Here is a 26,659-nt window from a genome sequence, read left to right on the forward strand (position 1 = left end):
CGCTCGCTACGATTTCTTCACAACTTCTGAGCCGGCCGGATCGCCTTGAGATCGTGATCGCATGAGTGACGATACCCAACAACCGATAGTCGTCAAGAAGATCAAGAAGGGCGGCGGGGGTGCCCACGGGGGCGCCTGGAAGATTGCCTACGCCGACTTCGTGACGGCCATGATGGCCTTCTTCCTGCTGATGTGGCTGCTCGGCTCGACCGCCCAGGGCGACAAGGAAGGCATTGCCGACTTTTTCCAGAACCCGCTCAAGGTCGGCCTGGAAGGCGGAACCGGTTCGGGCGACAGCTCCAGCATCATCAAGGGCGGGGGCGAGGATCTGACCCGCTCGCTGGGCCAGCTCAAGCGCGGCGACGTGCAGGGCAACAAGACCATCAACCTTGACGCCGCGCGCGATCCCTCGGCCATTGCCAAGGGGAACGACGCGGCCGAATTCGAAGCGAACGAACGCGCCGCGCTGCTCGACCTCAAGGGGCAGATCGAGGCCCTGATCGAGGCCAGCTCTGCGCTGCGGGTGCTGAAGGACCAGCTGGTGATGGACATCACCGAAGAGGGCCTGCGCATTCAGATCGTCGACGAGCAGAACCGCCCGATGTTCGCCCAGGCCAGCGACGTGCTGCAGTCCTATACCCGTACCTTGCTGCATGCCATCGGGCGTGCGCTCAACCAGGTGGACAACCGCATCAGCCTCTCCGGCCACACCGACGCCAGCCGCTATGCCGGCGGTAGCCGCGGGTTCTCGAACTGGGAGCTGTCGGCCAACCGGGCCAACGCCTCGCGGCGCGAGCTGGTGAGCGGCGGGTTGGAGGACGACAAGGTGATCCGTGTCGTCGGGCTGGCCGACACCGTCCCGTTCAAGAGCGACGACCCCTATGATCCGACCAACCGGAGGATCAGCATCATCGTACTCAACCGCAAGACCGAAGCGGCGATTCGGGGCACACCCGAGCCCCTGGAGGTCGGCAACGGAAGCGACGAGGCGGCCATTGCCGAGCGCATCGGCCAGCGCAAACCGCTGATCGCCTTGCCGCCGCCCCCGATGGACGCAGGGACGGCACCGCCGCCGCTGGATTCGCCGCGCGGCGAATTGCGGCCGCGCATCGTCATGCCGCAGATGCGCTGACGCCTGCCGCGCCGCCGCGTCGCGAGCCACTAAAGTCGATGGCGCCCATGACGTAGTGAACAGGGCGGACGGCGCGCGTACTGTGCGCCACTGGCGCGACCGCAACGAGGTGCCGGACGGCCGCGCAGGGCGGGTGCCAGGTCAATCAACAGGACAGGGAGCATGACCAAGAACGTACTTGCCGTTGACGATTCGACCTCCATTCGCCAGATGGTCTGCGTCACCCTCACCAGCGCCGGCTATACGGTGGTCGAGGCGGCGGACGGCTGCGACGGCCTCGAGCAGGCCAACGAGCGGGTCTTCGATCTGGTGCTGACCGATCTGAACATGCCGCGCATGGACGGCCTCGGCCTGGTCCGCGCATTGCGCGAGTTGCCTGCCTACCGGCAGGTGCCGATCCTGATGTTGACCACCGAATCCTCCGACGAGATGAAATCGCAGGGGCGCGCGGCCGGCGCCACCGGCTGGATGGTCAAGCCCTTCGATCCGCTCAAGCTGATCGAAGTGGTGCGCAAGGTCATCGGCTGAGGAGGGCGGATCGTGTCCATCGACATGCGCCAGTTCCATCAAGTGTTTTTCGACGAGGCCGCCGAGCATCTGGGCCAGATCGAATCGCTGCTGGTGTCGATCGACCTGCGTCGCCCCGACGACGAAGATCTCAATGCCGTGTTCCGCGCGGCCCATTCCATCAAGGGCTCGGCCGGCACCTTCGGTTTTTCCGACATGGCCGACATCACTCATGTGATGGAAAACCTGCTCGATGCGGTGCGCAAAGGCGAGCGGGCACTCACCGCCGACATGGTCGATGCCTGTCTGGCCGCCGACGACATCCTGCGCGCGCAACTGGCGGGCCATCGCCAGGAATGCCAGGTCGATCCGGCGCCGGCAGCGGCCATCATCGAGCGACTGACGCGGCTGCTGCCCGCCGCACCGGTGGGCCAAGCCCCGGCCGTGGCGGCATCGGCCGACCCCTTGCCCGTGCGCGAGTCCCGTGGCCTGCAGGCCGACGTGTTCGACGTGCGCTTCGTGCCCGAGCCGGCCGTGGCGGCGCAGCCGACGCTGCAGGACAACCTGCTCGACGAGCTGGGGCGGATCGGCGGGGTCGAGATCGTGTATCGCCCGCCGCCCGAGGCGGACGACGCACGCTGGTGGCTCAAGATCACCACCCTGATGCCGGCCGACACCTTGCAGGGCATTCTCGATTTCATGGCCGCGCCGGGCACGGTGGAGATTTCGGCCACCGACGGCGGGGCGCCGGCCGGCGAAGAGACCGCCTACGGCTTTTTCGACCCCTTGCCGGATCTGCCCGCCGCCCCGGTCTCCGTGCCCGCGCCGCAAGCGCCGCCGCGGGAGCCGGCCGGCGAGGCCAAGCCGGCGGCCGGGGCCGACACCTCGATCCGTATCGGTGTCGACAAGGTGGATCAGATGATCAATCTGGTCGGCGAGCTGGTCATCACCCAGGCCATGTTGCTGCAATCCTCGCAGGGGCTCGACCCGGTGCTTCACGAGCGCCTGCTGGCCAGCCTCGGCCAACTCCAGCGCAATACCCGTGACCTGCAGGCCTCGGTGATGTCGGTGCGCATGCTGCCGGTGTCGATGGTGTTCTCGCGCTTTCCCCGGCTGGTGCACGACCTGTCGCGCAAGCTGGGCAAACAGGTCGAACTCAAGACCCTGGGCGAGCACACCGAGCTCGACAAGGGACTGGTCGAGCGCTTGGCCGATCCGCTCACCCATCTGATCCGCAACAGCCTGGACCACGGCATCGAGTTGCCCGAGGCGCGTGTCGCGGCGGGCAAGGCGCCGAGCGGCTTGATCACGCTGTCGGCTTCGCAGCAGGGCGGCAGCATCGTGGTCGAGGTCGGCGACGACGGGGCCGGCCTCGACCGCGCGCGCATCCTTGCCAAGGCGCGCGAGCGCGGCCTGCCGGCGCCGGACAGCCTGAGCGACGAGGCGGTGTGGGCGCTGATCTTCGAGCCTGGCTTCTCGACCGCCGAGATTGTCACCGAGGTGTCCGGTCGCGGGGTGGGCATGGATGTGGTCCGGCGCAGCATCCATGCGCTGGGCGGGCGGATCGATGTGAAGTCGATCGCCGGCGTCGGCACGCGCTTCACCGTGCGTCTGCCACTCACGCTGGCGATCCTCGACGGCCTGTCGGTGCGGGTCGGCAGCGAAACCTACATCCTGCCGCTGGGGCATGTGACCGAGTCGCTGCAGGTGAGCCCCGACATGATCCACAGCCTCTCGGGCGAGCCGCGCCTGATTCGCTTGCGCGGTCGCTACCTGCCGGTGGTGGCGTTGCACCGCGAGTTCGGCGTGGCGGACGGGGGCACCGACTGGTGTGCCGGCATCATGGTGGTGGTCGAGGTCGACGGCGTCCAGATGGCGCTGTTCGTGGATGAACTGCTCGGCCAGCATCAGGTGGTGATCAAGAGCCTGGAGACCCACTTCCGGCGCGTCAAGGGCTTCTCTGGCGCCACCATCCTGGGCGACGGGCGCGTGGCGATGATTCTCGATCTGCAGGCACTGGTCGCCGGCGCCCGCCGCCTGCAGTCGGTCGCCGCCTGAGCGCCTGAAGGCTCCCGCCCAGACGCGCTTTTTGGCCGGGCTCGCCCTTCAGAAAGCGCCGCTTTCTGCCGTTGTCGGCGTCAACAGACCGACAGGATCGACCCGATGCCACTGCAGGCCGGCGCCCCCCCCAGCATCACCGACGACGCGGCGGGCGGGTGCGAGTATCTGACCTTTTTTCTGGGCGACGAAGAGTACGCCATCGACATCCTCCGGGTGCAGGAGATCCGCGGCTACGATCCGGTCACCCCGATTGCCGGCACCCCCGCCTTCATCAAGGGGGTTGCCAATCTGCGCGGCACGATCGTGCCCATTGCCGATCTGCGCATCAAGTTCGGCGTGGGCGGCGTCGAGTACACGCCGTTCACCGTGGTGATCATCCTCAACATCGGCCTGCGCGTGGTCGGCATCGTGGTCGACAGCGTCTCGGACGTGGTGTCGCTGCCGGCCCGCGAGCTGCATCCGGCGGCCGGATTGTCGGCATCGATCGGCGCAGGATTCCTGCGCGGACTAGGCACCGTCGGCGAGCGCATGCTGATCGTGCTCGACATCGAACGCATGATGCGCTCGCCCGACATGGGGCTGGTCGATCCCGACGACGCCGGCTGATCAACCCCGCGTGGCGGCGTTCAAGTCGCCCGGGCGCCGGCCGTAAATAGCCTCAATACCGAAAGAGGGCGATGCCCGCGCGACGCGGAGCCATCGGAAGGGAGCGCCATGAGAACCAACCTGCCGGTCACCGATCGCGAGGCCGACGTCGAGAGCGATGCCTCGCTCGTCTCGATGACCGACCTCCAGGGGCAGATGACCTATGTGAGCCGCGACTTCATCGAGGTCAGCGGCTACACCGAAGCAGAGTTGATCGGCCGCCCGCACAACATCATCCGCCATCCCGACATGCCGGCCGAGGCCTTCGAGGACATGTGGCGGACCCTCCGGGCCGGGCGGGCGTGGACCGGTTACGTCAAGAACCGCTGCAAGAACGGGGACTACTACTGGGTGCTGGCCAGCGTGGCGCCGGTGCGCGAAGGCAACCAGGTGGTCGGCTACATGTCGGTGCGCAGCAAGGCCGACCGCATGGCGGTGGGGCAGGTGGCCGAGGTGTATCGCCAGTTTCGCGAGGGGCGGGCAGAGGGCCTGGCCTTCGACGGCGGCCAGATCGTCAGCCGGCGCCAACGGCGCTGGCGCGAGCTTGTCGGCGGCATCACCATCCGCCAGCGCCTGAGCGCGCTGGTGCTGACCGTTTGCACCTTGATCCTGGTCGGCACCGCGATCGGCTACTTCGGCATCCGGACGGCCGAGCATGGCATGGCGTCGGTGTATGAAGCACGTCTGGTGCCGACGATGAAGCTGGCGCAGGCCCATGAGCGCTTTGCCGAGATCGGCCTGAATCTGCGTCTGGCCGCGGCGCAAGATCCGGGCGGCCCGGCCCAGCTTCAGCGCAACGGTGGTATCGAGCGGCATATCTCGGCCATCGAAGAGGACATCGCACAGGCCAATGCCCTGTGGGCATCGGGCGCGCCGGCCGGTCTGCCGGAGGATGAGCGGGCGCGGGTGGACGGCTTCCTGAAGGCCCGGGCCGACTTCCTGGATCAGGGGGTGCGCCCGGCCGTGCAGATGCTGCGCGAAGGCCGCCTCTCGGCTTTCGACAGCCATTTCGCCAGCGTCGTGCTGCCGGCGCAGGCGCGTTTGTCGGAACGCGTCGCCGAGCTGATGGGCGCGCATGATGCGCTGGCCCGCTCGGATATCGCAGCGGTCGCCGCATCGTCTTCCGCCTTCCGTTGGGTGGGCCTGTCCGGCGGGGTGATCGCCTTCGTGGTGCTGGTGGTGATGGGCGTCGGCACGCTGCGCGCCGTGACCCGCCCGCTGGCCCGGGCCAACGAAGCGCTGCGCCAGATCAGCGGGGGCAATTTCCGCGCGCGCCTGCGGATCGACCAGCATGACGAACTCGGCGCCGTGCTCAACGGGCTGCAGTGCATGCAGGTCAAGCTGGGCTTCGACATGAGCGAGGCGCGGCGGGCGGCGGCGGAGACGCGGCGCATCAAGATCGGTCTCGACAACGTGGCGACCAACGTCATGATCGCCGACCAGGATCTGAACATCATCTACATGAACCGCTCGATGGCCGAGACCTTCCGCGAGGCCGAATCGGACATCCGCAAGGATCTGCCGCATTTCTCGGCCAACGCGCTGATGGGGCAGAGCATCGATGTTTTCCACCAGGATCCGTCGCACCAGCGGCAACTCCTCGAGCGGCTCAACCGCACGCACCGGGCGGTCGTCTCGCTGGGCGGGCGCACCTTCAATTTTTCCGTCACGCCGGTGCTCGACGATGCGGGTACTCGGCTGGGAACGGCGATCGAGTGGGTCGAGCGCACGGCCGAGGTGGCCGTCGAGCACGAGGTGGCCAGCCTGCTCAAGGCGGCGTCCCGCGGCGACCTGAGCCAGCGCGTGCCGGTCGACGACAAGCATGGCTTCGTGCGCCAGCTGTCGGACGACCTGAACGCGCTGATGGACCTGATCCAGTCGGGGCTGAGCGACGTGGCCGCGGTGCTCAACAGTGTGGCTGCCGGCGATCTGTCGCGCACCATCGCCGCCGACTATGACGGCACCTTCGGCCAGCTCAAGGACGACACCAACGCGACCGTTGCGCGCCTGCGCGAGCTGGTGGGCCAGATCCAGGAGAGCGCCGAGCTGGTCAGCAACGCGGCCGAAGAGATCGCCGCCGGCAACGCCGACCTGTCGAGCCGCACCGAGGAGCAGGCCAGCACGCTGGAGGAGACGGCCAGCTCGATGGAAGAGCTGAACGCCACCGTCCAGCAGAATGCCCAGAGCGCCCGCCAGGCCAACGAGCTGGCGCTGGCCGCCAATACCGAGGCGCAGGCCGGCGGCGAGAAGATGCATCAGGTGGTGAGCATGATGCGCACCATCCAGAGCTCGGCACGCAAGATCAGCGACATCATCGGCGTCATCGATACCATCGCCTTCCAGACCAACATCCTGGCGCTCAACGCCGCGGTCGAGGCGGCGCGGGCCGGCGAGCAGGGGCGCGGCTTCGCCGTCGTGGCGACCGAGGTGCGCGGCCTGGCCCAGCGCAGCGCGCAGGCCGCCAAAGAGATCAAGACCCTGATCGCCGATTCGACCAAGACCATCGAGGACGGCGTGCAACTGGTCGACGACACCGGCCAGACCATGCATCACGTGGTCGGCAATTTCGAACGGCTCACCACCCTGGTGACCGACATCGCCAATGCCAGCCGCGAGCAGAGCGCCGGGATCGAGCAGGTCACCCAGGCGGTCAGCCAGATGGACGAGGTGACGCAGCACAATGCAGCGCTGGTCGAGCAGGCCACCGCCGCGGCGGTGGGGCTCGAAGAGCAGGCCCGCGCGTTGGTCGACATGGTGCAGCAGTTCCATGTGTCCGACGACATGCCGAGCGCGGTCGCCGGCCGCCGCGCGCCGGCGCGGGGGGCGAAGGTGGCGACCTTGCCGACCCGCACCACGCGTCGCACGGGTATCGGCGCGCCGCTGCCCAAGGTCAAGCGCGCACGGGGCAGTACGCTGAATGATGAGTGGGAGGAGTTCTGATCGTGGTCGATGGTTTCAATCGTTTGCCCCCCCTGGCGCGCGCCGCGACCCTCGGTCGCGATACGGCGGCGCGCCCGGTGGCGCCGTCTCCGATCGACACGGCAACGCCGCTGCGCGAGTTTCAATTCACCACGGCCGACTTCGAAAAGATCCGCCGGCTGATCCATCAGCAGGCCGGCATCTCGCTCTCGCCAGCCAAGCAGGACATGGTTTACAGCCGGCTGTCGCGGCGTCTGCGCGCCTGTGGCGACAAGACCTTCGCCGAGTATCTCGAGCGGCTCGAGCGCAACAAGGCCGAGGTCGAGACCTTCGTCAATTCGCTCACCACCAACCTCACGTCCTTTTTCCGCGAGGCGCACCATTTCGAGATTCTCGTCGAGCGCCTGCAGAAGATGGGCACCCGCCAGCCGATCAAGATCTGGTGTGCAGCGGCTTCGACCGGCGAAGAGCCTTACTCGATCGCCATGGCGGCCTGCGAGGCGTTCAACTCCATGACACCGCCCGTGCAGATCGTCGCCAGCGACATCGATACCCAGGTCCTCGCCCAGGGCGAGGCCGGGGTGTATCGCGCCGACCGGATCGAGCGCATGGACCCGGCGCGGGTGCGGCGCTTCTTTTTGAAGGGCGTCGGCAGCCAGACCGATCAGGTGCGGGTGCGTCCCGAGCTGCAGCGCATGATCAGCTTTCGCCGGGTGAACCTGCTCGATGCGCGCTATTCGGTGAGTGGGCCGCTGGACTTCATCTTCTGCCGCAACGTGATGATCTATTTCGACAAGCCGACCCAATACGGCATCTTGCAGCGCTTTGCGCCGCTGCTGCGACCGGAAGGGCTGTTGTTCGCCGGGCATTCGGAGAGTTTTCTCCATGCGGCGGACTTGTTCCGCTCGCGCGGCCGCACCGTGTATGAGCGCAGCGATGCCCCGCGCGACACCCGCTGAGCGCACCGGGCATCTGGCGGCCCAGCGCTATTTCGACCGGACTTTCGCGCGCGAGATGGTCAAGGTGCAGCCGGGGGAGTACTTCGTGAGCGCCGACGGCGGTGCGATGACGACGGTGCTCGGGTCCTGCGTATCGGCCTGCATCCGCGACGTGGCGCTGGGGGTCGGCGGGCTCAACCATTTCATGCTGCCCGGCGCGGAGCGCGATGCAGGGGCCGTTTCGGCCTCGGCGCGCTATGGCGTGTTCGCCATGGAGGTGCTGATCAACCACCTGCTCAAGCTCGGCGCCCGGCGCGAACGGCTCGAAGCCAAGCTGTTCGGCGGCGGCCGGGTGGTAGCATCGATCATCCATAGCGACGTGGGGGCGCGCAATGTGCGTTTCGTGCGGGACTACCTCGCCACCGAGGGCATTCCGGTCGTGGCCGAAGATCTGCAGGACGAATGCTCGCGCAAGCTGGTGTACTTTCCGGACAGCGGTCGGGCGATGGTGAAGCGGATGAGCGCCACTGCGCCGGTGGATGCACTGCTGCGCGAACGGATCTACCAGCGACGGCTCCTGGCAGCGCCGGTCGTCGGCGAAGTCGAGCTGTTCGGCGCGGCACGGATGGCGTCCGTGTCATGAGCATCAAGGTGCTGATCTGCGACGATTCGGCCGCAACGCGCCTGTTGCTGCGCCGGATGATCGATGCCCAGCCCGACATGAGGGTGGTCGGCATGGCGGCCGACGCCTTGGCGGCGCGGGAGATGATCAAGACGCTCAACCCCGATGTGCTGACGCTGGACGTGGAAATGCCGCGCATGAACGGGCTCGATTTCCTCGAACGGCTGATGCGTCTGCGGCCGATGCCGGTGGTGATGGTGTCGGCCTTCACCGGCAAGGAGTCGGAGGCCTCGATCAAGGCGCTGGAGCTGGGCGCGGTCGAGGTGTCGGGCAAGCCGGACGGGCGCAACCCGGCGGTGCTGGCCGCCTATGCCGAAGAAATCTGCGACAAGATCCGCGCCGCACGCGAGGCCCATGTGCGTCGGCTGTCGCCGCCCTCCGTGGGCACGGCCAGTGCCGGCGCGCCGGTGGCCAGCGTGGGCGCGGCTGCGGGCCGGATCATCTGCATCGGCGCCTCCACCGGTGGGACGGAGGCGATCCGCGAGGTGCTGGTGCGCCTGCCGCGGCAGTGCCCGCCGGTGCTGATCGTGCAGCACATGCCGGAGATGTTCACCAGCGCCTTCGCCAAACGTCTGGACAGCCTGAGCCAGATCCATGTGAAGGAAGCCGAGCATGGCGAACGCATCATGCCGGGCTGCGCCTATCTGGCGCCGGGGCATTCACATCTTCTGCTCAAGCAGCGCGCAGTAGCCTATCATTGCGAGCTTTCAGGGGCGGATCCAGTCAATCGTCATCGTCCCTCGGTCGATGTATTGTTTCATTCGGCCGCCGCCGTGGCCGGCAAGTCGGCCCTCGGCGTGCTGCTGACGGGGATGGGCAAGGACGGTGCACAGGGGTTGCTGGCGATGCGCCGCAGCGGTGCCTGGACCATCGGCCAGGATCAGGCCAGTTGTGTGGTCTATGGCATGCCGCGGGAAGCGGCGATGATCGGTGCCGTGTCGGAAGTGGCGCCGCTCAACGAGGTGGCCTTGCGCATCATGAGCCGCCTGTCGGGCAGCGTGACCGGGGCGACGGCGCAGGACGCCTGAACAGGGCAGTCGAGTCAGGAGAGTCATGATGGACGTAACGGTAAACCAGGACGAGTCCGGCGCCGTGATCAAATTGGTCGGGCGCTTCGATTTCAACGCGCATCGCGAGTTTCGCGACAGCGTCGAACGGGCCATCGGCCACAAGGCGGATGTCAGCGTCGATCTGGGCGAGGTGTCCTACCTGGATAGCTCGGCGCTGGGCATGCTGTTGATGCTGCGCGACAAGGTCAAGACCGAGGGCTATCAGGTGCGCCTGGTGAACGCCCGCGGCAGCGTCCGGCAGGTGCTCGATATCGCCAACTTCGGCAAGCTGTTCGTCATCAGCTGAGCGTGTCGCGGCACGCTCCCTGCGTGCCTGAGCGGCGCGACGGCGCAGCCGTTCGTCGGCTATTACCAAAGAACTAGCTTTCGTGCCCGGCCTGCGTTCGCCCAGGCGCCGCCGGCACGCGTCAGTCCCTGCCGTTCGGCGGCTTTCCTTCCTTGCTGCATCGAAAACGCCGCTAAAGATTGCGTCCCCCGTACCGTAATCCGGCTTACCAATGCAAATCGCGGTTTGCGATAGCGGTAGAGTCATCCCGGATTCGACACGGGGGAGGGAAATGAGCATGGGCACGTATCTTGGAGTGGGCATCATCGGGCTCGTCGTCGCGGCGGCCGGTGTTGCTGTTTCGATGATGGCCGGAGCATCGCCCGGTGCGGCACTGATCGGCGGGCATGTGGTTTTGGGGGGCGTGTTGGCGGCGGTGCTGGCCGGTGTGCTCAAGGCCCGCATCCTGGCGCCGCTCGAGACCTTGCAGGCGGCCTTCAACAAGATGTACCGCGATGGCGACCTGTCGCAACGGGTGCATCTGGGCGGCGGCCCGGTCGGGGTCTGTGCCGAACGGTTCAACGACCTGATCGAGAGCTTCCAGGGGATCGTCGGCAAGGTGATCTTCGACGCCGACCGGGTGGCCGAGGCGGCGGACAAGCTGTCGTCGCATGCCGGCAAGGTGGCCGACGGCTCGCGCACCCAGAAGACCGAATCCGAGGCCATGGTGCATTCCATCGAGGAGATGACGGCTGGTGTCAATGCGGTGGCCGAGCATGCCGGGCAGACCGCGCAGAATGCCCAGCAGGCCCGCGAGTTGTCGCTCGAAGGCGGGCGCATCGTCTCCGAAGCCTCCAACGAAATCGAACGCATCGCCCGCTCGGTCGAACAGTCGGCGCAGGTGATCGCCGCGCTCGGCGAGCGCTCCGAGGCGATCAGCGGCATCGTCAAGGTGATCCGCGAGATCGCCGACCAGACCAACCTGCTGGCGCTCAATGCCGCCATCGAAGCGGCCCGCGCCGGCGAGCAGGGGCGGGGCTTCGCGGTGGTGGCCGACGAAGTGCGCAAGCTGGCCGAACGCACCTCGACGGCGACGACCGAGATCAGCGCCATGATCGAGGCCATCCAGTCCGAAACCCGCAGCGCCATCGGCGCCATCAAGGCCGGTAGCGATCAGGCCCGCTCGGGCGCCGAGCTGGCCCGCCAGGCCGCCGACTCGCTCGACAAGATCAACCGTGGCGCCACCGAGACGATGGAGAAGATCGATGCCATCGCGGTGGCGATCACCCAGCAGAGCCGGGTGGCCGACGGGGTGGTGGCCAATGTGCGCGAGATCATGACCATGGTCGAGCGCAATACCGAAGGCGCGTCGGCAACGCTGGACGAGGCCAAGCGGCTGGAGAGCCTGGCGGTCAACCTGCATGAGATCAGCAAGGTGTTCCGTCTGGGCGCCACCGGCGAAAACGCCATGAAGATCCACGGCCAGATGCCGGCGCTGGCCAAGGCGGCCGCGGCGAAGATCTCGGCGGCCCTGGAGCAGGCGGTGGCCAACAAGCGCACCGACATGACGGCGCTGTTCGATCGCCACTACGAGCCGATTCCGAACACCAAGCCGCAGAAATTCACCTCGCGCTACGACAAGCTGGCCGATGAGATCTTCCCGGCCATCCAGGAGCCGGTGCTGTCCGAGCACCCGGCGGCGGTCTACGCGATCGGCACCGACACCAAGGCCTATGTGCCGACCCACAACAAGGCATTCTCCAAGCCGCTGACCGGCGACTACGAGAAGGACTTCGTCGGCAACCGCACCAAGCGCATCTTCGACGACCCGGTGGGCCGCCAGTGCGGGGCGCATGAGCTCGAATTCCTGATCCAGACCTACCGCCGAGATACCGGCGAAATCTTCCATGACGTGTCCGCGCCGGTGTACGTCAATGGCAAGCACTGGGGCGGCTTCAGAGTTGGATACCGTGCCTAAAGGTATATCGGCAACATGCCGTAAGTAGCAGGAACAGCCAAGAGGATGCCTCGCCAATGGGTTGGCCAGGCATCGACGGAGAACCGAGATGTCCGATTTGCTCAAGAATATCGATGCGCGCACGCGCCTGGCAGGCACCAACAAACTGGAGATCCTGCTGTTTTCGCTCGGAACCGATCCGCGCACCGGCCGCCGCGAGACCTTCGGTATCAACGTCTTCAAGGTGCGTGAAGTGATGCGTACCCCGGCGGTGACCGCGGCCCCCGAAATGCCCGGTGCGGTCGAGGGGATGGTCAGCCTGCGCGGCACCCTGGTGCCGGTGGTGGATCTGGCCAAGTATTCGGGCATCGGCGGCGATACGAAGCGCGAAATCATGATCGTCACCGAGTACAACGGGCATACCCAGGGCTTTCTGGTCGAGGCGGTCGACACCATCCTGCGGCTCGACTGGTCGCAGATGCGTGTGCCGCCCGAAATGCTGGTGGCCAAGCTCGGCGGGCTGGTGACGGCCGTGACCGAGTTGCCCAACGGCGAACTGGTGATGATGCTCGACGTCGAGAAGGTCTTGTCCGAGACCTCCGGCTATGACGACGACCACCTGTTCAAGGGCATCTCGCCGATCGACAACCCGGAAGCCACGGTGCTCTACGCCGACGACTCGTCGGTGGCCCGCAACCAGATCGCCCGGACCCTGGAAGCGCTTGGCGCGAAGGGCATCGTCGCAGTGAATGGGCGCATGGCCTGGGAGGAGTTGCAGAAGATCGCCGTGGTGGCCGAAAGCACCGGACGCAAGGTCAAGGACCTGGTCGGCGTGGTGCTGACGGACATCGAGATGCCGGAAATGGACGGCTACATCCTGACCAAGAAGATCAAGTCCGACCCGCGCTTCGAAGGGATTCCCGTGCTGATGCATTCCTCGCTGTCCGGCATGTCGAATCAGCAGCTCGGGCTGTCGGTCGGTGTAGATGAATACGTGCCCAAGTTCGAGCCGCAGCGCTTGTCGTCGACACTGCGCCGCTTGCTGGAGAAGGGCCAGTCGGACGCTGCGGCGGCCTGAGAGAGGATGACGCACATGAACAAAGTGCAGAAGCAAACCCGGAACGACGCCTACGCGGCGGCCGAGAAGAACCTGCTCGACGCGGTCGATGCGCGCACCACGCTGGCCGGCTCCAACCGCATGGAGATCCTGCTGTTCTCGCTGGGTACCGGCGAGACCTTCGGCATCAACGTCTTCAAGGTGCGCGAGGTGTCCAAGGCGCCGTTCGTCACCAAGGCCCCCAACATGCCCAAGGGCGTCGAAGGCCTGATCTCGTTGCGCGGCAACGTGATCCCCGTGCTGGCCTTGGCCAAGGTGCTGGGTCTGACCCAGCCGGGCGACCCGCTGGGCGGCTCGATGATGGTCACCGAGTACAGCAAGCGCACGCTCGGCTTCCTGGTGGAAGAGGTCGATCGCATCATCCGAGTCGATTGGGACAAGGTGCGCGCCCCCGAAAACGTCTCCTCCGGGGGCAGCAACTTCATCACCGCGATCACCGAGCTGCCCGACGGCACGCTGGTCTCGATTCTCGATGTGGAAACCATTCTCGCCAACACCTTCGGCGAAGCGATCATCGGCAGCATCGAGCCGCTGGGTACCGAGCATGACGTGAATATCTTCTTCGTCGATGACTCGGCGGTCGCCCGCAAGAAAATCGCGGAAGTCCTCGACAAACTTGAGGTCAAGCACAAGCACGCCCAGAATGGTCTGGAAGCCTGGACCCGGCTCGAAGGCATGGCCAAGCATGCCCATGCCTGCGGTCGGCCGTTGATCGACGAGGTGGATCTGATCCTGGTCGATGCCGAAATGCCGGAAATGGACGGCTATGTGCTGACCCGCAACATCAAGGCCGATGCCCGCTTCGAGGGCATTCCCGTGGTCATGCATTCGTCGCTGTCCTCGGAGGCCAACCGGGCGATGGGCAAGCGCGTGGGCGTCGATGCCTATGTGGCCAAGTTCGATGCCGACAATCTGGCGGACACCTTGCGTCCGCTCCTGATGCGCCACCGGTGAGCGGCATCAGGGAAACAGGAAAACTCCGGAGAAAACTATGGCGGATCCCAACATGAAATTCCTCGTTGTCGACGACTTTTCGACCATGCGCCGCATCGTGCGCAACCTGCTCAAGGAGCTCGGCTACACCAACGTGGACGAGGCCGAAGACGGGGTGGCCGCACTGCAGAAACTCGCCAGCGGCGGATTCGAGTTCGTGGTGACCGACTGGAACATGCCCAACATGGACGGCCTGACCTTGCTGCAGACCATCCGGCAGACCCCGCAGTACAAGGACTTGCCGGTGCTCATGATCACCGCCGAGGCGAAGAAGGAAAACATCATCGCCGCGGCCCAGGCCGGCGCCAGCGGCTACATCGTCAAACCCTTCACGGCGGCGACGATGGCAGAGAAGCTCGAGAAGATCTTCGAGAAAATGGGGAAGAAGGCGGCCGCCTGAGCGCCGTTGGACAACAGGAGGCTCAAGCATGGCAAAACGGATGAAATTCGACGAGTCCGGCGATTCCGACGATCTGCAGGCGCTGTTCGACAGCATTGCCTCGGTACCGGAGAAGCCGCGCCTGGAGATCATTGCCCAGGCAGTGCCCGACGACGGTTCGGACTCGGACGATCTGCAGGCGCTGTTCGACGCGGTTGCCGACGAATTTGCGGAAGCGCCGGGCAGCGCCGCGGTGGCCGAGGCGGCACCGGTCGCCGCCCCCGCCCCGGGCAACGAGGTACCCCTGTCCGGCGTGCCGGGCGACGATCACAGTTGTGATGTGGTGTATCAGAGACTTGGCCAGATGACCCGCAAGGTGCACGACTCCCTGCGCGAGCTGGGTTACGACCAGCAATTGCAGGCGGCGGCCGAGGCGATGCCCGATGCCCGCCAGCGACTCAACTACATCGCCCAGATGACCGAGCAGGCGGCCAGCCGCGTGCTCAACGCCACCGACATCGCCAAACCGCTGCAGGACCGCGTGGAGAACGGCGCGCAGAGCCTCAAGCAGCAGTGGGACAAGCTCTTCGCCAACGAGCTGTCGGCGGACGAGTTCAAGGCGCTGGCCAGCCAGACCCGCGATTTCCTCGGCAAGACGGTGGACGACAGTCGCGCGACCAATGCGCAACTGACCGAAATCATGATGGCGCAGGACTTTCAGGATCTGACCGGCCAGGTCATCAAGAAAGTGGTGGCGATGGCGCAGCAGCTCGAAGCCCAGTTGCTCGAGGTGTTGATCGAAACCGCCCCGAAAGACAAGAAACCCGCCCGCAAGGACGAAGGCCTGATGAACGGCCCGGTGATCAGCGCCGACGGCCGGGATGATGTGGTGTCCAGCCAGGAGCAGGTCGACGATCTGCTCGAGAGCCTGGGATTTTGACGATACGGGACGGCCGGCGCATGACCCGGTCGTCGCCAGCAACACAGTGGAGCGAGCCAAAATGAGCGATTTCGCTGGAATGGAAGACCTGCTGCAGGATTTCCTTCTCGAGGCCGGTGACTTGCTGTCGGATGTCGACAACAAGCTGGTGGACCTGGAGCGGGCCCCTGACGATCGCAGCTTGCTCAACGAGATCTTCCGGGGGTTTCACACCATCAAGGGCGGCGCGGGTTTTCTCAACGCCACCGAGCTGGTGACCTTGTGCCACCTGACCGAGAACCTGTTCGACAAGCTGCGCAACGGCGAACTGCGGGTGACGGCCGAATCGATGGACGTCATCCTGTCGGCGACCGGCTCGGTGCGCGACATGTTCGGCTCGCTGGAAAGCGGCACCCAGCCGCGCCCCGCCGATCCGGCCCTGATCGACGCCCTCAAGCAAGCCATTGCCGGCAAGCTCGGGTCTGCCGACGTGCCGGCCAAGGCGCCCGCCAAGGCAGCTGAACCGGCCGCTGCGGTGAAGTCCCCGGCCGCCGGCGAGCCCGACTGGGCAGCGCTGCAACAGGCCGTGACCGGCGTGCCCGCGGTGGTGGCGGCCGCTGCGCCGAAGGCACCGGTTGAGGTCGAGGTCGTCCCCAAAGAAGATCCTGAAGAAATCGTCAAGGCGGCGATCGGACGGCGCGCCGCCGACAAGCCGGGCTACTCGGGCCCCACCGGACGGCGCGACAGCGAAAAACAGCGCGACAACTCGATCCGGGTGGACACCACCCGGCTCGACCAGGTGCTCAACCTGTCCGGCGAGATCGGCCTGACCAAGAACCGCCTCAACGCGCTGCGCAGCCAGATTCTCAACGGCGACGACGATGCCGAGACCATGCATGCGCTCGACGTGGCGGTGAGCCAGCTCGATCTGCTGGTCTCCGATCTGCAGAACGCGGTGATGAAGACCCGCATGCAGCCGATCGGCCGCCTGTTCCAGAAATACCCGCGCATCGCCCGCGACCTGGCCCGTAACCTGGGCAAGGATGTCGAGCTGGTGCTGGCCGGCGAGGAAACCGAGATCGACAAGACCATGATCGAGGATCTGTCCGACCCGATCATCCACCTCATCCGCAATGCGGTCGATCACGGCGTCGAAGGCAAGGCCGAGCGCCTGGCCAACGGCAAGAGCGAGAAATCCATCCTGCGCCTCGAAGCGCGCCAGGAAGGCGACCACATCATCATCCTGGTGGCCGACGACGGCCGCGGCATGAACCCCGAAAAACTGCGCGCCTCGGCCGTGGCCAAGGGCCTCATCACCGATGAGGAAGCCAACACCATGGACGAGCGCCAGAGCTTCAACCTGGTGTTCCTGCCCGGTTTCTCGACCGCCGGTGTGGTCTCCGACGTGTCCGGCCGCGGTGTCGGCATGGACGTGGTGCGCACCAACATCCAGAAGCTCAACGGCCAGATCGACATCAAATCGACGGCCGGGCAGGGCACCAGCTTCATCATCAGCCTGCCGCTGACCCTCGCCATCCTGCCGGTGCTGCTGGTGCGTCTGGGCGACCAGCCGCTGGCCGTGCCGCTGTCGATGGTGCGCGAGATCCTGCCGATCACGCCTGAAGAGGTGCAGGAAGTCGGCGGTCGCGCCACCATGGTGGTGCGCGGCGAAGTGCTGCCGATCGTCCCGCTGGCCAACCTGCTGGGCTGGCCGCAGGAGCATCAACCCGAATACGGCGTGCTCATGCAGACCGCGGAGCAAAGCTTCATCCTGGCGATCGACAGCTTCGCCGGGCGCGAAGATGCGGTGATCAAGTCGCTCGACGATTTCCGTCCCAAGGGCGTGGCCGGCGTCACCACCTTGTCGAACGGCCAGATCGTGCTGATCCTCGACATGAAGGAGTTGCTCGGCAACACCGGCGAGCGCCACGGCGTGTCGCGTGCGGTGCTGATCCAGCAGCCTAGAAAACTGCTCGCCGCCTGATTTTCAGCGTTTTTCCGCCTGCCCCGACTCGCCGCCCGGCGCGTCGGGGCATGTCGTTTCGTGACATCCTTGCCTTGCCTGAGGGGGAGCGTCGCCGTAGCATCGGACGCGTGCACCACGCCCAAGGAGGCGAGCGAGCATGCGGGATTTCGATTTCGATGCCTGGAGCAATCTGGCCAGACGCAGCCCGGCGGCGTTCTTCCGTGCGCGCGAGCGCGTCATCGGCCGCATGATCGACGGCCATCCGCCGGCTCAGGCGGCGCGCCTGCGCGAGTTGCAGGTCCAGATCGACAGCGTCCGCGCGCTGGCCGGCTCGCCGATGAAAGCCACCCTCGAATTGACCGGCATGATCGAAGATCGCCTCGCCGCGTTGCGTGCGCGCGTGCGGGCCTTGCAGCGCAATGCCTCCGAGCTCGAAGCGCTGCGCCTGAATCTCTTGAAGGGGCAGCGAAACGCGCCGGATGGCGATAGCTGGCGCTGAGTCGGCACCCACGGTCGACGCCCGCAGGGATCAGCGCCTTCGCCGCATGTCGCCCGGGGCGGGCGCGGTGTCATGGCTTGCCGGCCTGCCGGAAAGCCCTGCCCACCCAACCTCAAGGAGTTTCCCATGTCCGATATCGAACGTTTCCACCCCGGCCCGCGCATGTCGAAAATCGTGCGCCATGGCGGCCTGGTCTATCTGTGCGGGCAGACCGCCGGCGGGGCCGAGGGCCTGGAGGGCGTGACGGCCCAGACCGAAGAGACGCTGGCCCGGGTCGATCGCCTGCTGGCCGAGGCCGGCAGCGACCGCAGCCGGATTCTGTCGGCGCTCATCCATCTCAAGGACATGGCCGATTTTGCGGCGATGAATGCGGTGTGGGAGGCTTGGTTGCCGGCCGATGCGGCGCCGGCGCGCACCACCGTCGAGGCCAAGCTTGCCTCGCCGGCCTTGTTGGTCGAGGTGACGGTGGTCGCAGCGGTCAAGTGACCGCCGAATGCCTCAGGCGGTGACGGCCAGCAGTTCGGCGAAGGCGCTTTCGAACTGCGCCAGCCCGGCGCGCTGCAGCTCTTCGCCGATGGCGGTCATGTCGAGGCCGAGATGTGCCACGCCGGCGAATTGCGCCTGGGCGCCGACCACGTTGGTCTCCAGCGTGTGCTGGATGCGGCCGTGGTCGAGCAGGGCGGTGAGGGTGGCGTCGGGCAGGGTGTTGACGGTCTCCGGTCCGATCAGCGGCTCGACATAGAGCAGGTCACTGTAGGCCGGGTTCTTGGTGCCGGTGCTGGCCCACAGCATGTACTGCGGGCGGGCGCCCTGGGCGCGCAGGGCGGCGAAGGCCTCGCCATGGAAACGGTTGCGGTAGGCCTGGTAGGCCAGGCGCGCCATGGCCACGGCGGTGCCGCCGCGCAGCTCGCGCGCGGCGTCGGTCATGGCGTCCAGCTGGCCGTCGACCAGGGTATCGACCCGGCTGAGGAAGAGGCTGGCCACCGAGAAGATGCCACTCACCGATTGGCCGGCCGCGGCGCGGGTTTCGAGGCCGCGCACATAGGCGGCGGCAACGGCCTCCACATGGGCCAGCGAGAACATCAGCGTGACATTGACGCTGATACCGTCGGCGATCAGGCGCTCGATGGCGCGCACGCCGGCCGCGGTGGCCGGTACCTTGATCAGCACGTTGTCGCGCGCCACGGCGGCATGCAGGCGATGGGCGGCGGCGACGGTGCCGTCTTCGTCATGGGCCAGCGCGGGCGACACTTCGAGGCTGACATATCCGGCCTCGCCCTTGGCGTCGGCCCAGGTGGCGCGCAGCAGGTCGCAGGCGGCCTGCACGTCGGGGATCACCAGTTGCTCGTAGCGCGCTTCGGCGTCCAGCGGCTCGGCCTTGAGGCGGGCCAGATCGTCTTCGTAATAGCGGCCGGCGGCGATGGCTTTCTGGAAGATGGCGGGGTTTGTGGTGACGCCGGTGATGCCATGTTCCTGGATGAATTCGGCCAGATGGCCGTCGCGGATGAGACTGCGGGACAGGTTGTCGAGCCAGATCTGTTGGCCGAGAAAGCGGGTTTCAAGCAGGTGATCCATGGGGCAGGGGCGACGAATAATTGTTAGCGGCCCATTGTGCCTGCAAACCGGCGCGATCGAAAGCCGCGTCAGGTGTCGGCGTGGGTAAAGCGCGCGACGAAGGCGCGGTCGATGCGATCTTTCCAGGACCACACCCAGCCGCCTTCCGCGCATAGCGGCCCCCAGGCGGCGAGGGCGCGCTCGTCGCCGGTGCTGATGAGATAGAGCGCGCGCCGCTGCGGGTGCCAGGGGGCGAGCGGCTGGCCGGTGACGAGGCGGCGCAGGTTGTCGGCCAGCGGCGGGCCGGCGCGCACCGCGAAAACGCCGGACTTGGGGCGCGGGTCGGCATAGGCGGCCACATCGCCGGCGGCAAACACGAAGGGGTGGGAGACCGACTGCAGCGTGGGCCCGACGCGGATGAAGCCGGCCGTGTCGGTGGCCAGCCCGGCTTGTGCCGGCCAGGCCGGGGCGGTGGCACCGGTGACCTGCAGCACCTGCGTTGCGGCCACGGTGTCGCCGTTGTCGAGCGTCACGCCGTCGGTGTCGATGCGGATGGCGCGTCGCGGGCCGAGCCAGTGGATGTGACGCTCGGCGAGCAGGCGCCGGGCGCGGCGCTGGAGCCGGCCGGGCAGGCCGTCGAGCGGATGGGCGCTGGCGCCGATCAGGGTCAGCGGCAGCGCCGGCAGGCGCTGGCGCAGGGCGAAGGCCAGCTCGACGCCGGCGGCGCCGCTGCCGACGATTGCCAGGCGAGCGGCTGGATCGGTCTCGGCGCGGTGGATCAGGGCGTCGATGTGGCGCACGAAGTCATCGATCGGCCGCACCGCAATGGCGTGCTCGGCGCAGCCGGCGATACCGGTGTCGGTGGTCGGGCCGGTGTCGATGGAGAGCAGATCGAAATCGATCGTCTTGCCGTCGTCGCACTGCAGTTGCCGTGCGTCCAGGTCGAGCCCCGTCCCCCGCGCCTGCACAAAGCGCACGCCAGCGCGCTGCGCCAGCGGCATCAGGGGGATGGCGATCTCGTCGCGCCGGTAGTGGCCGGCAATCCAGCCGGGCAGCATGCCCGAGTAGATCTGTTGCGCAGAGGGCGTGACGAGGACGACTTCGGTGTCGGGCAGCGATGTGCGTGCCAGCGCGTCGAGCACATGCACATGGGCATGGCCGCCGCCGAGCAGGACGAGGCGTTTCATGGCGCGGCCGGGCGCAGGCGCAGATCGCCGAAGCGGGCCTCGACCGTGGCGCCGGTGTTGTCGGTATCGGCGCCGAGTGCGATGCCGGTGACGGCCGGCGCGGCTTCGCCGAAGGCGGCTTGGAAGTCGGCGGCCAGGTCACGCGATTCGCTCACCCACTGGCCGGCGCGGGCGTCGCCGCGCTGCAGGACGATCATGCGCACGCGGTCGGTGTAGGGATTGGGCGCGATGGTGCCGACGGCGTCGGCGGTGCCCCACACGTAGCACAACGCGGCGGTGGGCAGGTCGGCGCCGTAGAGATTGCGCGCCAGATCGATCTTGACCCGGTCGGTGAAGGGCAGGCGCGACTTGTCGTAGTCGAAGAAGACGTAAACCCGGGCGGCGTAGTCGTCGGTGGCCTTGCTGGCGATGGCCGATTGCGGCACGGCCTGGGAGACTTTCCAGCGCCAGTCGAGGCGGGTGTGCGGCGAGACCGGGGCCGGCAGCGTATGCACCAGACTGGAGGCGGCCGCCTGCGAATAGGCGCGCAGCACGCCGTCACCGGCCTCGCGGACGATGGAGAAATCGGTGCCGGGCAGATCCTCGTGGATCTGCGTGTATACCCAGGCGGGCGGCGGCGGACCGGCAGGCGCCGGGCTGAACGGGGCGGGCTGGACCGTCGCGGGCGTGGCCGCGGCGGGCAGGGCGAACAGCAGGGCGCACAGCGGCAGCAGGGCGCGGACGGACATGAGGGGGGCTCCCGGAGGGCGGGGTGACGCCGGCTCTGACCCGGCGGCCGGGTGGGGGTTCCGGCGGCTCATCGGGCCTGGAGGTCCAGGTCGTGCAGGCGGGCGAGGTCGTCCGGTCGGTCCACATCCCACACCGTGGCCGGTTCGGACCAGCGCAGGCCGTGCAGATGCAGGCGCTCGCGGGTGTGCGCCATCACCGTGTCGCTGCCCCAGGGGATGGCGGCGAACAGCGCCGGCTGCGGTTGGCGCAGGCCGACCAGCGCATAGCCGCCGTCTTCGGCAGGCAGAAACACCGCGTCGTCGCCATGGCGCAGCGCGGCGGCGCAGTCGTGCAGCAGGGTTGGCGTGAGCATCGGGCAGTCGCTGCCGATCAGCAACACCAGGCCCTGCGGGGTGAGGGTGGCGAAGGCATGCGCCATGCGTGCGCCGAGGTCGTCGCCGTGCTGCGGGTGCAGCGGCAGCGCGGCCGTGGCGGCCAGGGCGCGGAAGAAACGGTGGCCGATGCCCGGCGCGCACCACAGGCTGACCGGACCGAGATCGGCGGCGCAGGCGGTGCGCACTGCCTGGCGCACCAGCTGCCGGTGCAGGCGCGCGGCACCGGCCGGGCCGAGGGTGGGGATCAGGCGGGTCTTGGCCTGACCGGCGACGGGGGCCTTGGCGAAGAGGGCGATCTGGATCGGTTCAGGATTCACGGGGTCGGTAGCCATAACGTCGGGCAAGCTCGGCGGGGTCGGCGCCGAGGGCGAAGGCGGCGCGCAGGCGCCACATGAGGACGATGGTGCGGAACACGCCGTGGGTCTCCCAGCGGCGCCCGGCGGTGGTGACGCGCGTGCGCAGGCAGGCCGGCGGGCCGAGGCGCTTGAGCGCACGGCTGATGGCGATGTCTTCCATCAGCGGCAGGTCGGGGAAGCCGCCGACACGCTCGAACGCGGTACGGCGCATGAACAGGGCCTGGTCGCCGGTGGCGATGCCGCTCAGGCGCGAGCGCAGATTCATCATCGCGGCGACGAGCGCGAGCATCGGGTGGCGACCGTCGATGCGCACATCGAAGCGCCCCCAAACCTGCGTGTCGAGCGCTGCATGGAGGGCGGCGACGGCGCCGTCCGGCAGGCGGGTGTCGGCATGCAGGAACAGCAACCGCTCGGCCTGCGCCACCGCGGCGCCGGCGTTCATTTGGCTGGCGCGGCCGCGCGGTGCGCTGACGAGGCGGTCGCACAGCGGCGTGGCCAGGGCCATGGTGTCGTCGACACTGCCGCCATCGACCACGATCAGCTCCACGCCATCGGCCCGCAGTGCCTGCAGCGGCGCCAGCACCGAGCCGATGCCGGCGGCTTCGTCGAGCACGGGAAGGATGATCGACAGCGCGCTCATCGGCTCAGCCGCGGCAGTCGGGCAGGGCGAGCGCCTGCAGGACGTCGCCGCTGTGCATGTCTTCGACGAAGGCGGCCACGCCGCCGGGCTTTTCCGGCGCGCGCAGGTGGATGTCGGTGTTCAGCGGGGTGTCGGTCGGCATCGGGTGGGTCTCCCAGTCTCGCACCACGAAATCGTGGTCGAGGGTGGCGCCGCTATTTTCGCCGGCTTTGACCACGCTTTGATGACCATTTTCATAGCGGGCGATGACCAGCCGGGCGCTGCGGCCGGCCGGTGCGCTGGCCTGCACGCGCACGGTGTCGCCGTCGCTGGTCAGCCGGATCTGCGCTTGCGCCGAGCCGCGTGCCAGGCCGGCGAGCGGATCGCCGCCGCGCCAGGCACGGCTGTCGCGGCCATTGACCATGATTTGCGGGGTATAGACGGTGCGCCCGCCGGCCAGCGCCACCTTGTCGCGCTGGCGCTGGCCGTTGCGTGGCTCGGCGAAGCGGTCCTTCCAGCCGATGTAGTCCCAGTAGTCGACATGAAAGGCCAGCGCCACGGTGTCTTTGGCGCCGGTGAGGCGGCTCAGCCAGCGGTCGGCCGGTGGGCAGGAGCTGCAGCCTTCGGAGGTGTAGAGCTCGACCAGCGGCGTTTGCGTCGGGCCGCTGCTGACGGTGCAGTCGGCGGCGGCCGTGCCGGCGAAGAGGGCGGCGGTGAGCGCGAGGAGCGGTTTGGCGGACATGGTTCAGCCTCCTGTCGTCAGGCCCGGCGCCACGCATGGAAGCGGGCCACCCATTCGAGCAGCTTTTGTGGCGCATGGGCGCGCTTCCATTCGCCGGCGGCGTACTTGTTGGCCTCGGCCAGCGTCGGGTAGATGTGGATGGTGCCGAGGATCTTGTTGAGCCCCAGGCCGTGCTTCATGGCTAGCACGTATTCGGCGATCAGGTCGCCGGCATGCTCGCCGACGATGGTGACGCCGAGGATGCGGTCCTTGCCCGGCACGGTCAGCACCTTGACGAAGCCATGGGCCTCGGAGTCGGCAATCGCGCGGTCCAGGTCGTCGATGCCGAAGCGGGTGACTTCGTAGGCGATGCCCTGTTCGCGCGCGTCCTGCTCATTGAGACCGACGCGCGCCACCTCGGGTTCGACGAAGGTGGCCCAGGGGATCACCGAGTAGTCGGCCTTGAAGGTCTTGATCGGGTCGAACAGCGCATTGACCGCGGCATACCAGGCCTGGTGGGCGGCGGTGTGGGTGAACTGGTAGGGGCCGGCCACGTCGCCGGCGGCATAGATGTTGGGGTAGATGGTCTGCAGGAAGTCGTTGGTGTCGACCGTCTTTCCGGTCGGGATGCCGAGTTCTTCGAGCCCGAAACCGGTGAGGTTGGCGGCGCGGCCGACCGCCACCAGCAGCGTGTCGAAGGGAATGCGCAGGTCCTGGCCGTCGTGTTCGGCGATCAGCAACTTTTCGCCGTCCTCGATCACGAATTGCTTAGCCTTCGTGCCGACACGCACATCGACGCCCTCAGCGATGAAGCGCTCCATCACCAGCTGCGACACCTCTTCGTCTTCGCGCACCATGAGGCGCGGGAGCATTTCGACCTGCGTCACCTGGCTGCCGAGGCGGGCGAAGGCCTGGGTCAGCTCGCAGCCGATCGGGCCGCCGCCGAGCACCAGCAGGCGGCGCGGCTGTTCGCGCAGCGCCCACAGGGTGTCGGACGTCAGGTAGCCCGTGGCCTCGATGCCGGGGATCGGCGGCACGAAGGGGCGCGCGCCAGTGGCGATGACGATGGCGCGGGTGGTGAGCGTGTCGACGTGGCCGTCGTCGTGCGTGACCTCGACCGTCCATGGTGAGGTGATCTTCGCCGTGCCGGCGATCACGTCCACCCCGAGGCCGGTGTAGCGCTCAGCCGAGTCATGCGGTTCGATGGCCTGCACCACCGACTGCACGCGTTCCATCACCTGGGCGAAGTCCAGCTTGGCCTCTGCCGCCTCAATGCCGAATTCCTCGGCGCGGCGTACATGCGAGAGGAACTTGGCCGAGCGGATCAGTGCCTTGGAGGGCACGCAGCCGGTGTTGAGGCAGTCGCCGCCGAGCTTGTGGCGTTCGATCAGCGTCACCTTGGCCTTGACCGCGGCGGCGATGTAGGACGTCACCAGCCCGGCCGAACCGCCGCCGATCACCACCAGGTTGCGGTCGAAGCGCGTCGGGCGCTGGCCGGCCCAGCGTGCATAGACCTTGCGTCCCTTGACGGCGGCGACGATGCGCTTGGCGATCAGGGGGAAGAGACCCAGCAGCACGAAGGCGCCGAGCAGGCCGGGCGAGAGAATGCCGGAGAGCGATTCGAGCTGGCCGAGTTGGGTGCCTGCATTCACATACACGATGGTGCCGGCGAGCATGCCGACTTGGCTCACCCAGTAGAAAGTGGTGGTGCGGATCGGCGTCAGGCCCATCACCAGGTTGATGACGAAGAACGGAAAGGCCGGCACCAGGCGCAGGGTGAACAGGTAGAAGCCGCCTTCGCGCTTGACGCCGGCGTTGATCGCCTTGAGGCGGTCGCCGAAGCGCTGCTGCACCCAGTCGTGCAGCAGGAAGCGCGAGACCAGGAAGGCCAGCGTGGCGCCGATGCTGGAGGCGAAGGAGACGATCAGCACGCCGGTGAGCAGGCCGAAGATGGCGCCGGCGATCAGCGTCATCACCGCGGCGCCGGGTAGGGACAGAGCGGTGACGGCCACGTAGATGGCGAAGAACAGGCCGGCCGTGGTCCACGGATGGGCCGCCCGGTAGGCCTCGACGGCGGCTTGCTGGCTCTTGAAGAAGTCGAGGCTGAAGTAGCGCCCCAGGTCGAAGATGAAATAGCTCGCCACCAGGGCGGCGATCAGCAGGATGAGTCCGGTTTTTTTCTTGTTCATGGCCTTGACGGGGCTCCAGGGGCGGTTCGATGGCCAACCGCCAGTGCGGTGATGGGCGTGTGATGTCTCAGACCGTGCAGGGGGTGAAAACCTGACAGCCACATGCTGCCATGCTTCGACGATATTTTTGTGCCGCGCACAAAAATCGAGTAGAATGAAGCCCTTATCTCGGTCGCACGTCCGTTTGGCGGGCGTGGGCCGATCCAGCATGGCGCAGCAGCGCCGTCTCATTCGCCGTTCCGGCGGGCCGTCGAGGCACCGGAGTGGCCGGAGCGTCGGGCCAGAACCCGTCACTTGCGTCCGGATCGTGTTGGGTCCGGGCCGCCCGTCGGCACAGGGCATGCATTGCCTGCCGCCAGCACATGAATCAATCCCGGCACGCGCATTGTGCGCGCGTGGCGTGTTGCCAGGCCGCCGCCTTCGGGCGTCGATCGCGCCGGACCCCACAGTAGATTAGGAGAGAGAATTTATGGCCAAAGAAGAAATGATCCAGTTCGAAGGTGTGGTGCAGGAAGTCCTCCGTGATGCCCGTTTCCTCGTCAAGCTGGACAACGGTATGGACGTCGCCGCCTACGCTTCGGGCAAGATGCGCAAGTTTCGCATCCGGATCTTGGCCGGTGATCGGGTGACGCTCGAAATGTCGCCCTATGATCTGTCGAAGGCGCGCATCAGCTTCCGCCACAAGGAAGTCCAGCGCCGCACGCATTGAGCGCTGCTTCAGACAGACAAACGCCCGGTTCGCACCGGGCGTTTTCTTTGTGCGCCCAGCATGGGCGCACTCCTGCGGGTGCAAGTCCCGCCGTAAGTTGATCACAGCGAACGAAGTGAAGCGCAACTGCGCGAGGGCGACCGAGCGTGGGAAGGAAGCGTGGAGCATAAAC

The 26,659-nt window shown here is 67.2% G+C and carries 25 protein-coding genes; 18 read left to right on the plus strand and 7 right to left on the minus strand.

What is annotated here, in order from left to right; genetic code table 11:
- Window positions 1-61 precede the first annotated feature (61 nt).
- From motB to I8J34_RS20480, 17 genes are all read left to right on the plus strand, one after another.
- Window positions 62-1,132: a flagellar motor protein MotB gene (gene motB / locus I8J34_RS20390; protein ID WP_214363482.1), complete on the plus strand. Its 1,071-nt coding sequence runs from the start codon at window positions 62-64 to the stop codon at window positions 1,130-1,132.
- A gap of 162 nt (window positions 1,133-1,294) precedes the next feature.
- The gene (locus tag I8J34_RS20395) at window positions 1,295-1,660 is read left to right on the plus strand and encodes a response regulator (RefSeq protein ID WP_214363483.1); all 366 of its coding nucleotides are present in this window, start codon (window positions 1,295-1,297) and stop codon (window positions 1,658-1,660) included.
- Window positions 1,661-1,672: 12 nt separating this feature from the next.
- Window positions 1,673-3,697 (plus strand): chemotaxis protein CheW, encoded by a 2,025-nt coding sequence (locus tag I8J34_RS20400; protein WP_214363484.1) that lies wholly within the window; start codon window positions 1,673-1,675, stop codon window positions 3,695-3,697.
- Window positions 3,698-3,802: 105 nt separating this feature from the next.
- Complete coding sequence (locus tag I8J34_RS20405; protein WP_214363485.1) at window positions 3,803-4,306, plus strand: chemotaxis protein CheW; 504 nt, start codon at window positions 3,803-3,805, stop codon at window positions 4,304-4,306.
- Window positions 4,307-4,414: 108 nt separating this feature from the next.
- Complete coding sequence (locus I8J34_RS24715) at window positions 4,415-7,285, plus strand: methyl-accepting chemotaxis protein (RefSeq protein WP_304513756.1); 2,871 nt, start codon at window positions 4,415-4,417, stop codon at window positions 7,283-7,285.
- Between the two features lie 77 nt (window positions 7,286-7,362).
- Window positions 7,363-8,223 (plus strand): CheR family methyltransferase, encoded by an 861-nt coding sequence (locus I8J34_RS20425; protein ID WP_230411937.1) that lies wholly within the window; start codon window positions 7,363-7,365, stop codon window positions 8,221-8,223.
- Entirely contained in the window at window positions 8,201-8,845 is a 645-nt protein-coding gene (gene cheD / locus I8J34_RS20430) for a chemoreceptor glutamine deamidase CheD (RefSeq protein WP_214363486.1), read from the plus strand. The genes I8J34_RS20425 and cheD overlap by 23 nt, the downstream gene beginning before the upstream one ends.
- Window positions 8,842-9,912, plus strand: coding sequence for a protein-glutamate methylesterase/protein-glutamine glutaminase (locus tag I8J34_RS20435; protein ID WP_214363487.1), 1,071 nt, complete (start codon window positions 8,842-8,844; stop codon window positions 9,910-9,912). Before cheD ends, I8J34_RS20435 begins: the two co-directional genes overlap by 4 nt.
- 28 nt (window positions 9,913-9,940) lie before the next feature.
- Window positions 9,941-10,240, plus strand: coding sequence for an STAS domain-containing protein (locus tag I8J34_RS20440; protein WP_214363488.1), 300 nt, complete (start codon window positions 9,941-9,943; stop codon window positions 10,238-10,240).
- A gap of 277 nt (window positions 10,241-10,517) precedes the next feature.
- Window positions 10,518-12,197 (plus strand): methyl-accepting chemotaxis protein, encoded by a 1,680-nt coding sequence (locus I8J34_RS20445; protein WP_214363489.1) that lies wholly within the window; start codon window positions 10,518-10,520, stop codon window positions 12,195-12,197.
- Between the two features lie 88 nt (window positions 12,198-12,285).
- The gene (locus I8J34_RS20450; protein WP_214363490.1) at window positions 12,286-13,254 is read left to right on the plus strand and encodes a chemotaxis protein; all 969 of its coding nucleotides are present in this window, start codon (window positions 12,286-12,288) and stop codon (window positions 13,252-13,254) included.
- Between the two features lie 15 nt (window positions 13,255-13,269).
- Entirely contained in the window at window positions 13,270-14,247 is a 978-nt protein-coding gene (locus tag I8J34_RS20455) for a chemotaxis protein (RefSeq protein ID WP_214363491.1), read from the plus strand.
- Between the two features lie 37 nt (window positions 14,248-14,284).
- Window positions 14,285-14,686 carry a chemotaxis response regulator CheY gene (gene cheY, locus I8J34_RS20460; protein ID WP_214363492.1) on the plus strand — a complete coding sequence of 134 codons (402 nt, stop codon included), beginning with the start codon at window positions 14,285-14,287 and terminating at the stop codon, window positions 14,684-14,686.
- A gap of 28 nt (window positions 14,687-14,714) precedes the next feature.
- Window positions 14,715-15,605, plus strand: a complete 891-nt coding sequence (gene cheZ / locus I8J34_RS20465) for a protein phosphatase CheZ (protein WP_214363493.1) — start codon at window positions 14,715-14,717, stop codon at window positions 15,603-15,605.
- Window positions 15,606-15,666: 61 nt separating this feature from the next.
- Window positions 15,667-17,568 carry a chemotaxis protein CheA gene (locus I8J34_RS20470; RefSeq protein WP_214363494.1) on the plus strand — a complete coding sequence of 634 codons (1,902 nt, stop codon included), beginning with the start codon at window positions 15,667-15,669 and terminating at the stop codon, window positions 17,566-17,568.
- Window positions 17,569-17,707: 139 nt separating this feature from the next.
- On the plus strand, window positions 17,708-18,049 hold the full coding sequence (locus tag I8J34_RS20475; RefSeq protein WP_214363495.1) for a DUF3135 domain-containing protein: 342 nt from the start codon (window positions 17,708-17,710) through the stop codon (window positions 18,047-18,049).
- A gap of 126 nt (window positions 18,050-18,175) precedes the next feature.
- On the plus strand, window positions 18,176-18,535 hold the full coding sequence (locus I8J34_RS20480; RefSeq protein ID WP_230411934.1) for a RidA family protein: 360 nt from the start codon (window positions 18,176-18,178) through the stop codon (window positions 18,533-18,535).
- A gap of 12 nt (window positions 18,536-18,547) precedes the next feature.
- Here the strand turns inward: I8J34_RS20480 and tal are convergent, their stop codons facing one another.
- The 7 genes from tal to I8J34_RS20515 form a co-directional block, all read right to left on the minus strand.
- On the minus strand, window positions 18,548-19,624 hold the full coding sequence (tal, locus tag I8J34_RS20485) for a transaldolase (protein ID WP_214363496.1): 1,077 nt from the start codon (window positions 19,622-19,624) through the stop codon (window positions 18,548-18,550).
- 68 nt (window positions 19,625-19,692) lie between these two features.
- Entirely contained in the window at window positions 19,693-20,790 is a 1,098-nt protein-coding gene (locus tag I8J34_RS20490; protein ID WP_214363497.1) for an FAD-dependent oxidoreductase, read from the minus strand.
- On the minus strand, window positions 20,787-21,518 hold the full coding sequence (locus tag I8J34_RS20495) for a DUF3047 domain-containing protein (RefSeq protein WP_214363498.1): 732 nt from the start codon (window positions 21,516-21,518) through the stop codon (window positions 20,787-20,789). Before I8J34_RS20495 ends, I8J34_RS20490 begins: the two co-directional genes overlap by 4 nt.
- Window positions 21,519-21,586: 68 nt before the next feature.
- A complete protein-coding gene (locus I8J34_RS20500) occupies window positions 21,587-22,210 on the minus strand; it encodes a TIGR04282 family arsenosugar biosynthesis glycosyltransferase (RefSeq protein ID WP_230411935.1) in 624 nt (207 codons plus the stop codon).
- On the minus strand, window positions 22,200-22,889 hold the full coding sequence (locus tag I8J34_RS20505; RefSeq protein WP_214363500.1) for a TIGR04283 family arsenosugar biosynthesis glycosyltransferase: 690 nt from the start codon (window positions 22,887-22,889) through the stop codon (window positions 22,200-22,202). Before I8J34_RS20505 ends, I8J34_RS20500 begins: the two co-directional genes overlap by 11 nt.
- Window positions 22,890-22,893: 4 nt before the next feature.
- Window positions 22,894-23,610: a DUF1223 domain-containing protein gene (locus I8J34_RS20510; protein ID WP_214363501.1), complete on the minus strand. Its 717-nt coding sequence runs from the start codon at window positions 23,608-23,610 to the stop codon at window positions 22,894-22,896.
- Between the two features lie 17 nt (window positions 23,611-23,627).
- The gene (locus tag I8J34_RS20515) at window positions 23,628-25,778 is read right to left on the minus strand and encodes a dihydrolipoyl dehydrogenase family protein (RefSeq protein ID WP_214363502.1); all 2,151 of its coding nucleotides are present in this window, start codon (window positions 25,776-25,778) and stop codon (window positions 23,628-23,630) included.
- Between the two features lie 469 nt (window positions 25,779-26,247).
- Between I8J34_RS20515 and infA the strand changes: the two genes are divergently transcribed.
- On the plus strand, window positions 26,248-26,487 hold the full coding sequence (infA, locus tag I8J34_RS20520) for a translation initiation factor IF-1 (protein ID WP_214363503.1): 240 nt from the start codon (window positions 26,248-26,250) through the stop codon (window positions 26,485-26,487).
- Window positions 26,488-26,659 lie beyond the last annotated feature (172 nt).

Origin of the sequence: Denitromonas iodatirespirans, assembly GCF_018524365.1 — a bacterium.
Classification (GTDB): Bacteria; Pseudomonadota; Gammaproteobacteria; order Burkholderiales; family Rhodocyclaceae; genus Nitrogeniibacter; species Nitrogeniibacter iodatirespirans.

Excerpts from the sequence above, each read along its gene's own strand:
- motB (WP_214363482.1), top strand. The coding sequence starts at position 62 with ATGAGTGACGATACCCAACAACCGATAGTCGTCAAGAAGATCAAGAAG.
- I8J34_RS20395 (WP_214363483.1), top strand. The coding sequence starts at position 1,295 with ATGACCAAGAACGTACTTGCCGTTGACGATTCGACCTCCATTCGCCAG.
- I8J34_RS20405 (WP_214363485.1), top strand. The coding sequence starts at position 3,803 with ATGCCACTGCAGGCCGGCGCCCCCCCCAGCATCACCGACGACGCGGCG.
- I8J34_RS24715 (WP_304513756.1), top strand. The coding sequence starts at position 4,415 with ATGAGAACCAACCTGCCGGTCACCGATCGCGAGGCCGACGTCGAGAGC.
- cheD (WP_214363486.1), top strand. The coding sequence starts at position 8,201 with ATGCCCCGCGCGACACCCGCTGAGCGCACCGGGCATCTGGCGGCCCAG.
- I8J34_RS20435 (WP_214363487.1), top strand. The coding sequence starts at position 8,842 with ATGAGCATCAAGGTGCTGATCTGCGACGATTCGGCCGCAACGCGCCTG.
- I8J34_RS20440 (WP_214363488.1), top strand. The coding sequence starts at position 9,941 with ATGGACGTAACGGTAAACCAGGACGAGTCCGGCGCCGTGATCAAATTG.
- I8J34_RS20445 (WP_214363489.1), top strand. The coding sequence starts at position 10,518 with ATGGGCACGTATCTTGGAGTGGGCATCATCGGGCTCGTCGTCGCGGCG.
- I8J34_RS20450 (WP_214363490.1), top strand. The coding sequence starts at position 12,286 with ATGTCCGATTTGCTCAAGAATATCGATGCGCGCACGCGCCTGGCAGGC.
- I8J34_RS20455 (WP_214363491.1), top strand. The coding sequence starts at position 13,270 with ATGAACAAAGTGCAGAAGCAAACCCGGAACGACGCCTACGCGGCGGCC.
- cheY (WP_214363492.1), top strand. The coding sequence starts at position 14,285 with ATGGCGGATCCCAACATGAAATTCCTCGTTGTCGACGACTTTTCGACC.
- cheZ (WP_214363493.1), top strand. The coding sequence starts at position 14,715 with ATGGCAAAACGGATGAAATTCGACGAGTCCGGCGATTCCGACGATCTG.
- I8J34_RS20470 (WP_214363494.1), top strand. The coding sequence starts at position 15,667 with ATGAGCGATTTCGCTGGAATGGAAGACCTGCTGCAGGATTTCCTTCTC.
- I8J34_RS20475 (WP_214363495.1), top strand. The coding sequence starts at position 17,708 with ATGCGGGATTTCGATTTCGATGCCTGGAGCAATCTGGCCAGACGCAGC.
- I8J34_RS20480 (WP_230411934.1), top strand. The coding sequence starts at position 18,176 with ATGTCCGATATCGAACGTTTCCACCCCGGCCCGCGCATGTCGAAAATC.
- tal (WP_214363496.1), bottom strand. The coding sequence starts at position 19,624 with ATGGATCACCTGCTTGAAACCCGCTTTCTCGGCCAACAGATCTGGCTC.
- I8J34_RS20490 (WP_214363497.1), bottom strand. The coding sequence starts at position 20,790 with ATGAAACGCCTCGTCCTGCTCGGCGGCGGCCATGCCCATGTGCATGTG.
- I8J34_RS20495 (WP_214363498.1), bottom strand. The coding sequence starts at position 21,518 with ATGTCCGTCCGCGCCCTGCTGCCGCTGTGCGCCCTGCTGTTCGCCCTG.
- I8J34_RS20505 (WP_214363500.1), bottom strand. The coding sequence starts at position 22,889 with ATGAGCGCGCTGTCGATCATCCTTCCCGTGCTCGACGAAGCCGCCGGC.
- I8J34_RS20510 (WP_214363501.1), bottom strand. The coding sequence starts at position 23,610 with ATGTCCGCCAAACCGCTCCTCGCGCTCACCGCCGCCCTCTTCGCCGGC.
- I8J34_RS20515 (WP_214363502.1), bottom strand. The coding sequence starts at position 25,778 with ATGAACAAGAAAAAAACCGGACTCATCCTGCTGATCGCCGCCCTGGTG.
- infA (WP_214363503.1), top strand. The coding sequence starts at position 26,248 with ATGGCCAAAGAAGAAATGATCCAGTTCGAAGGTGTGGTGCAGGAAGTC.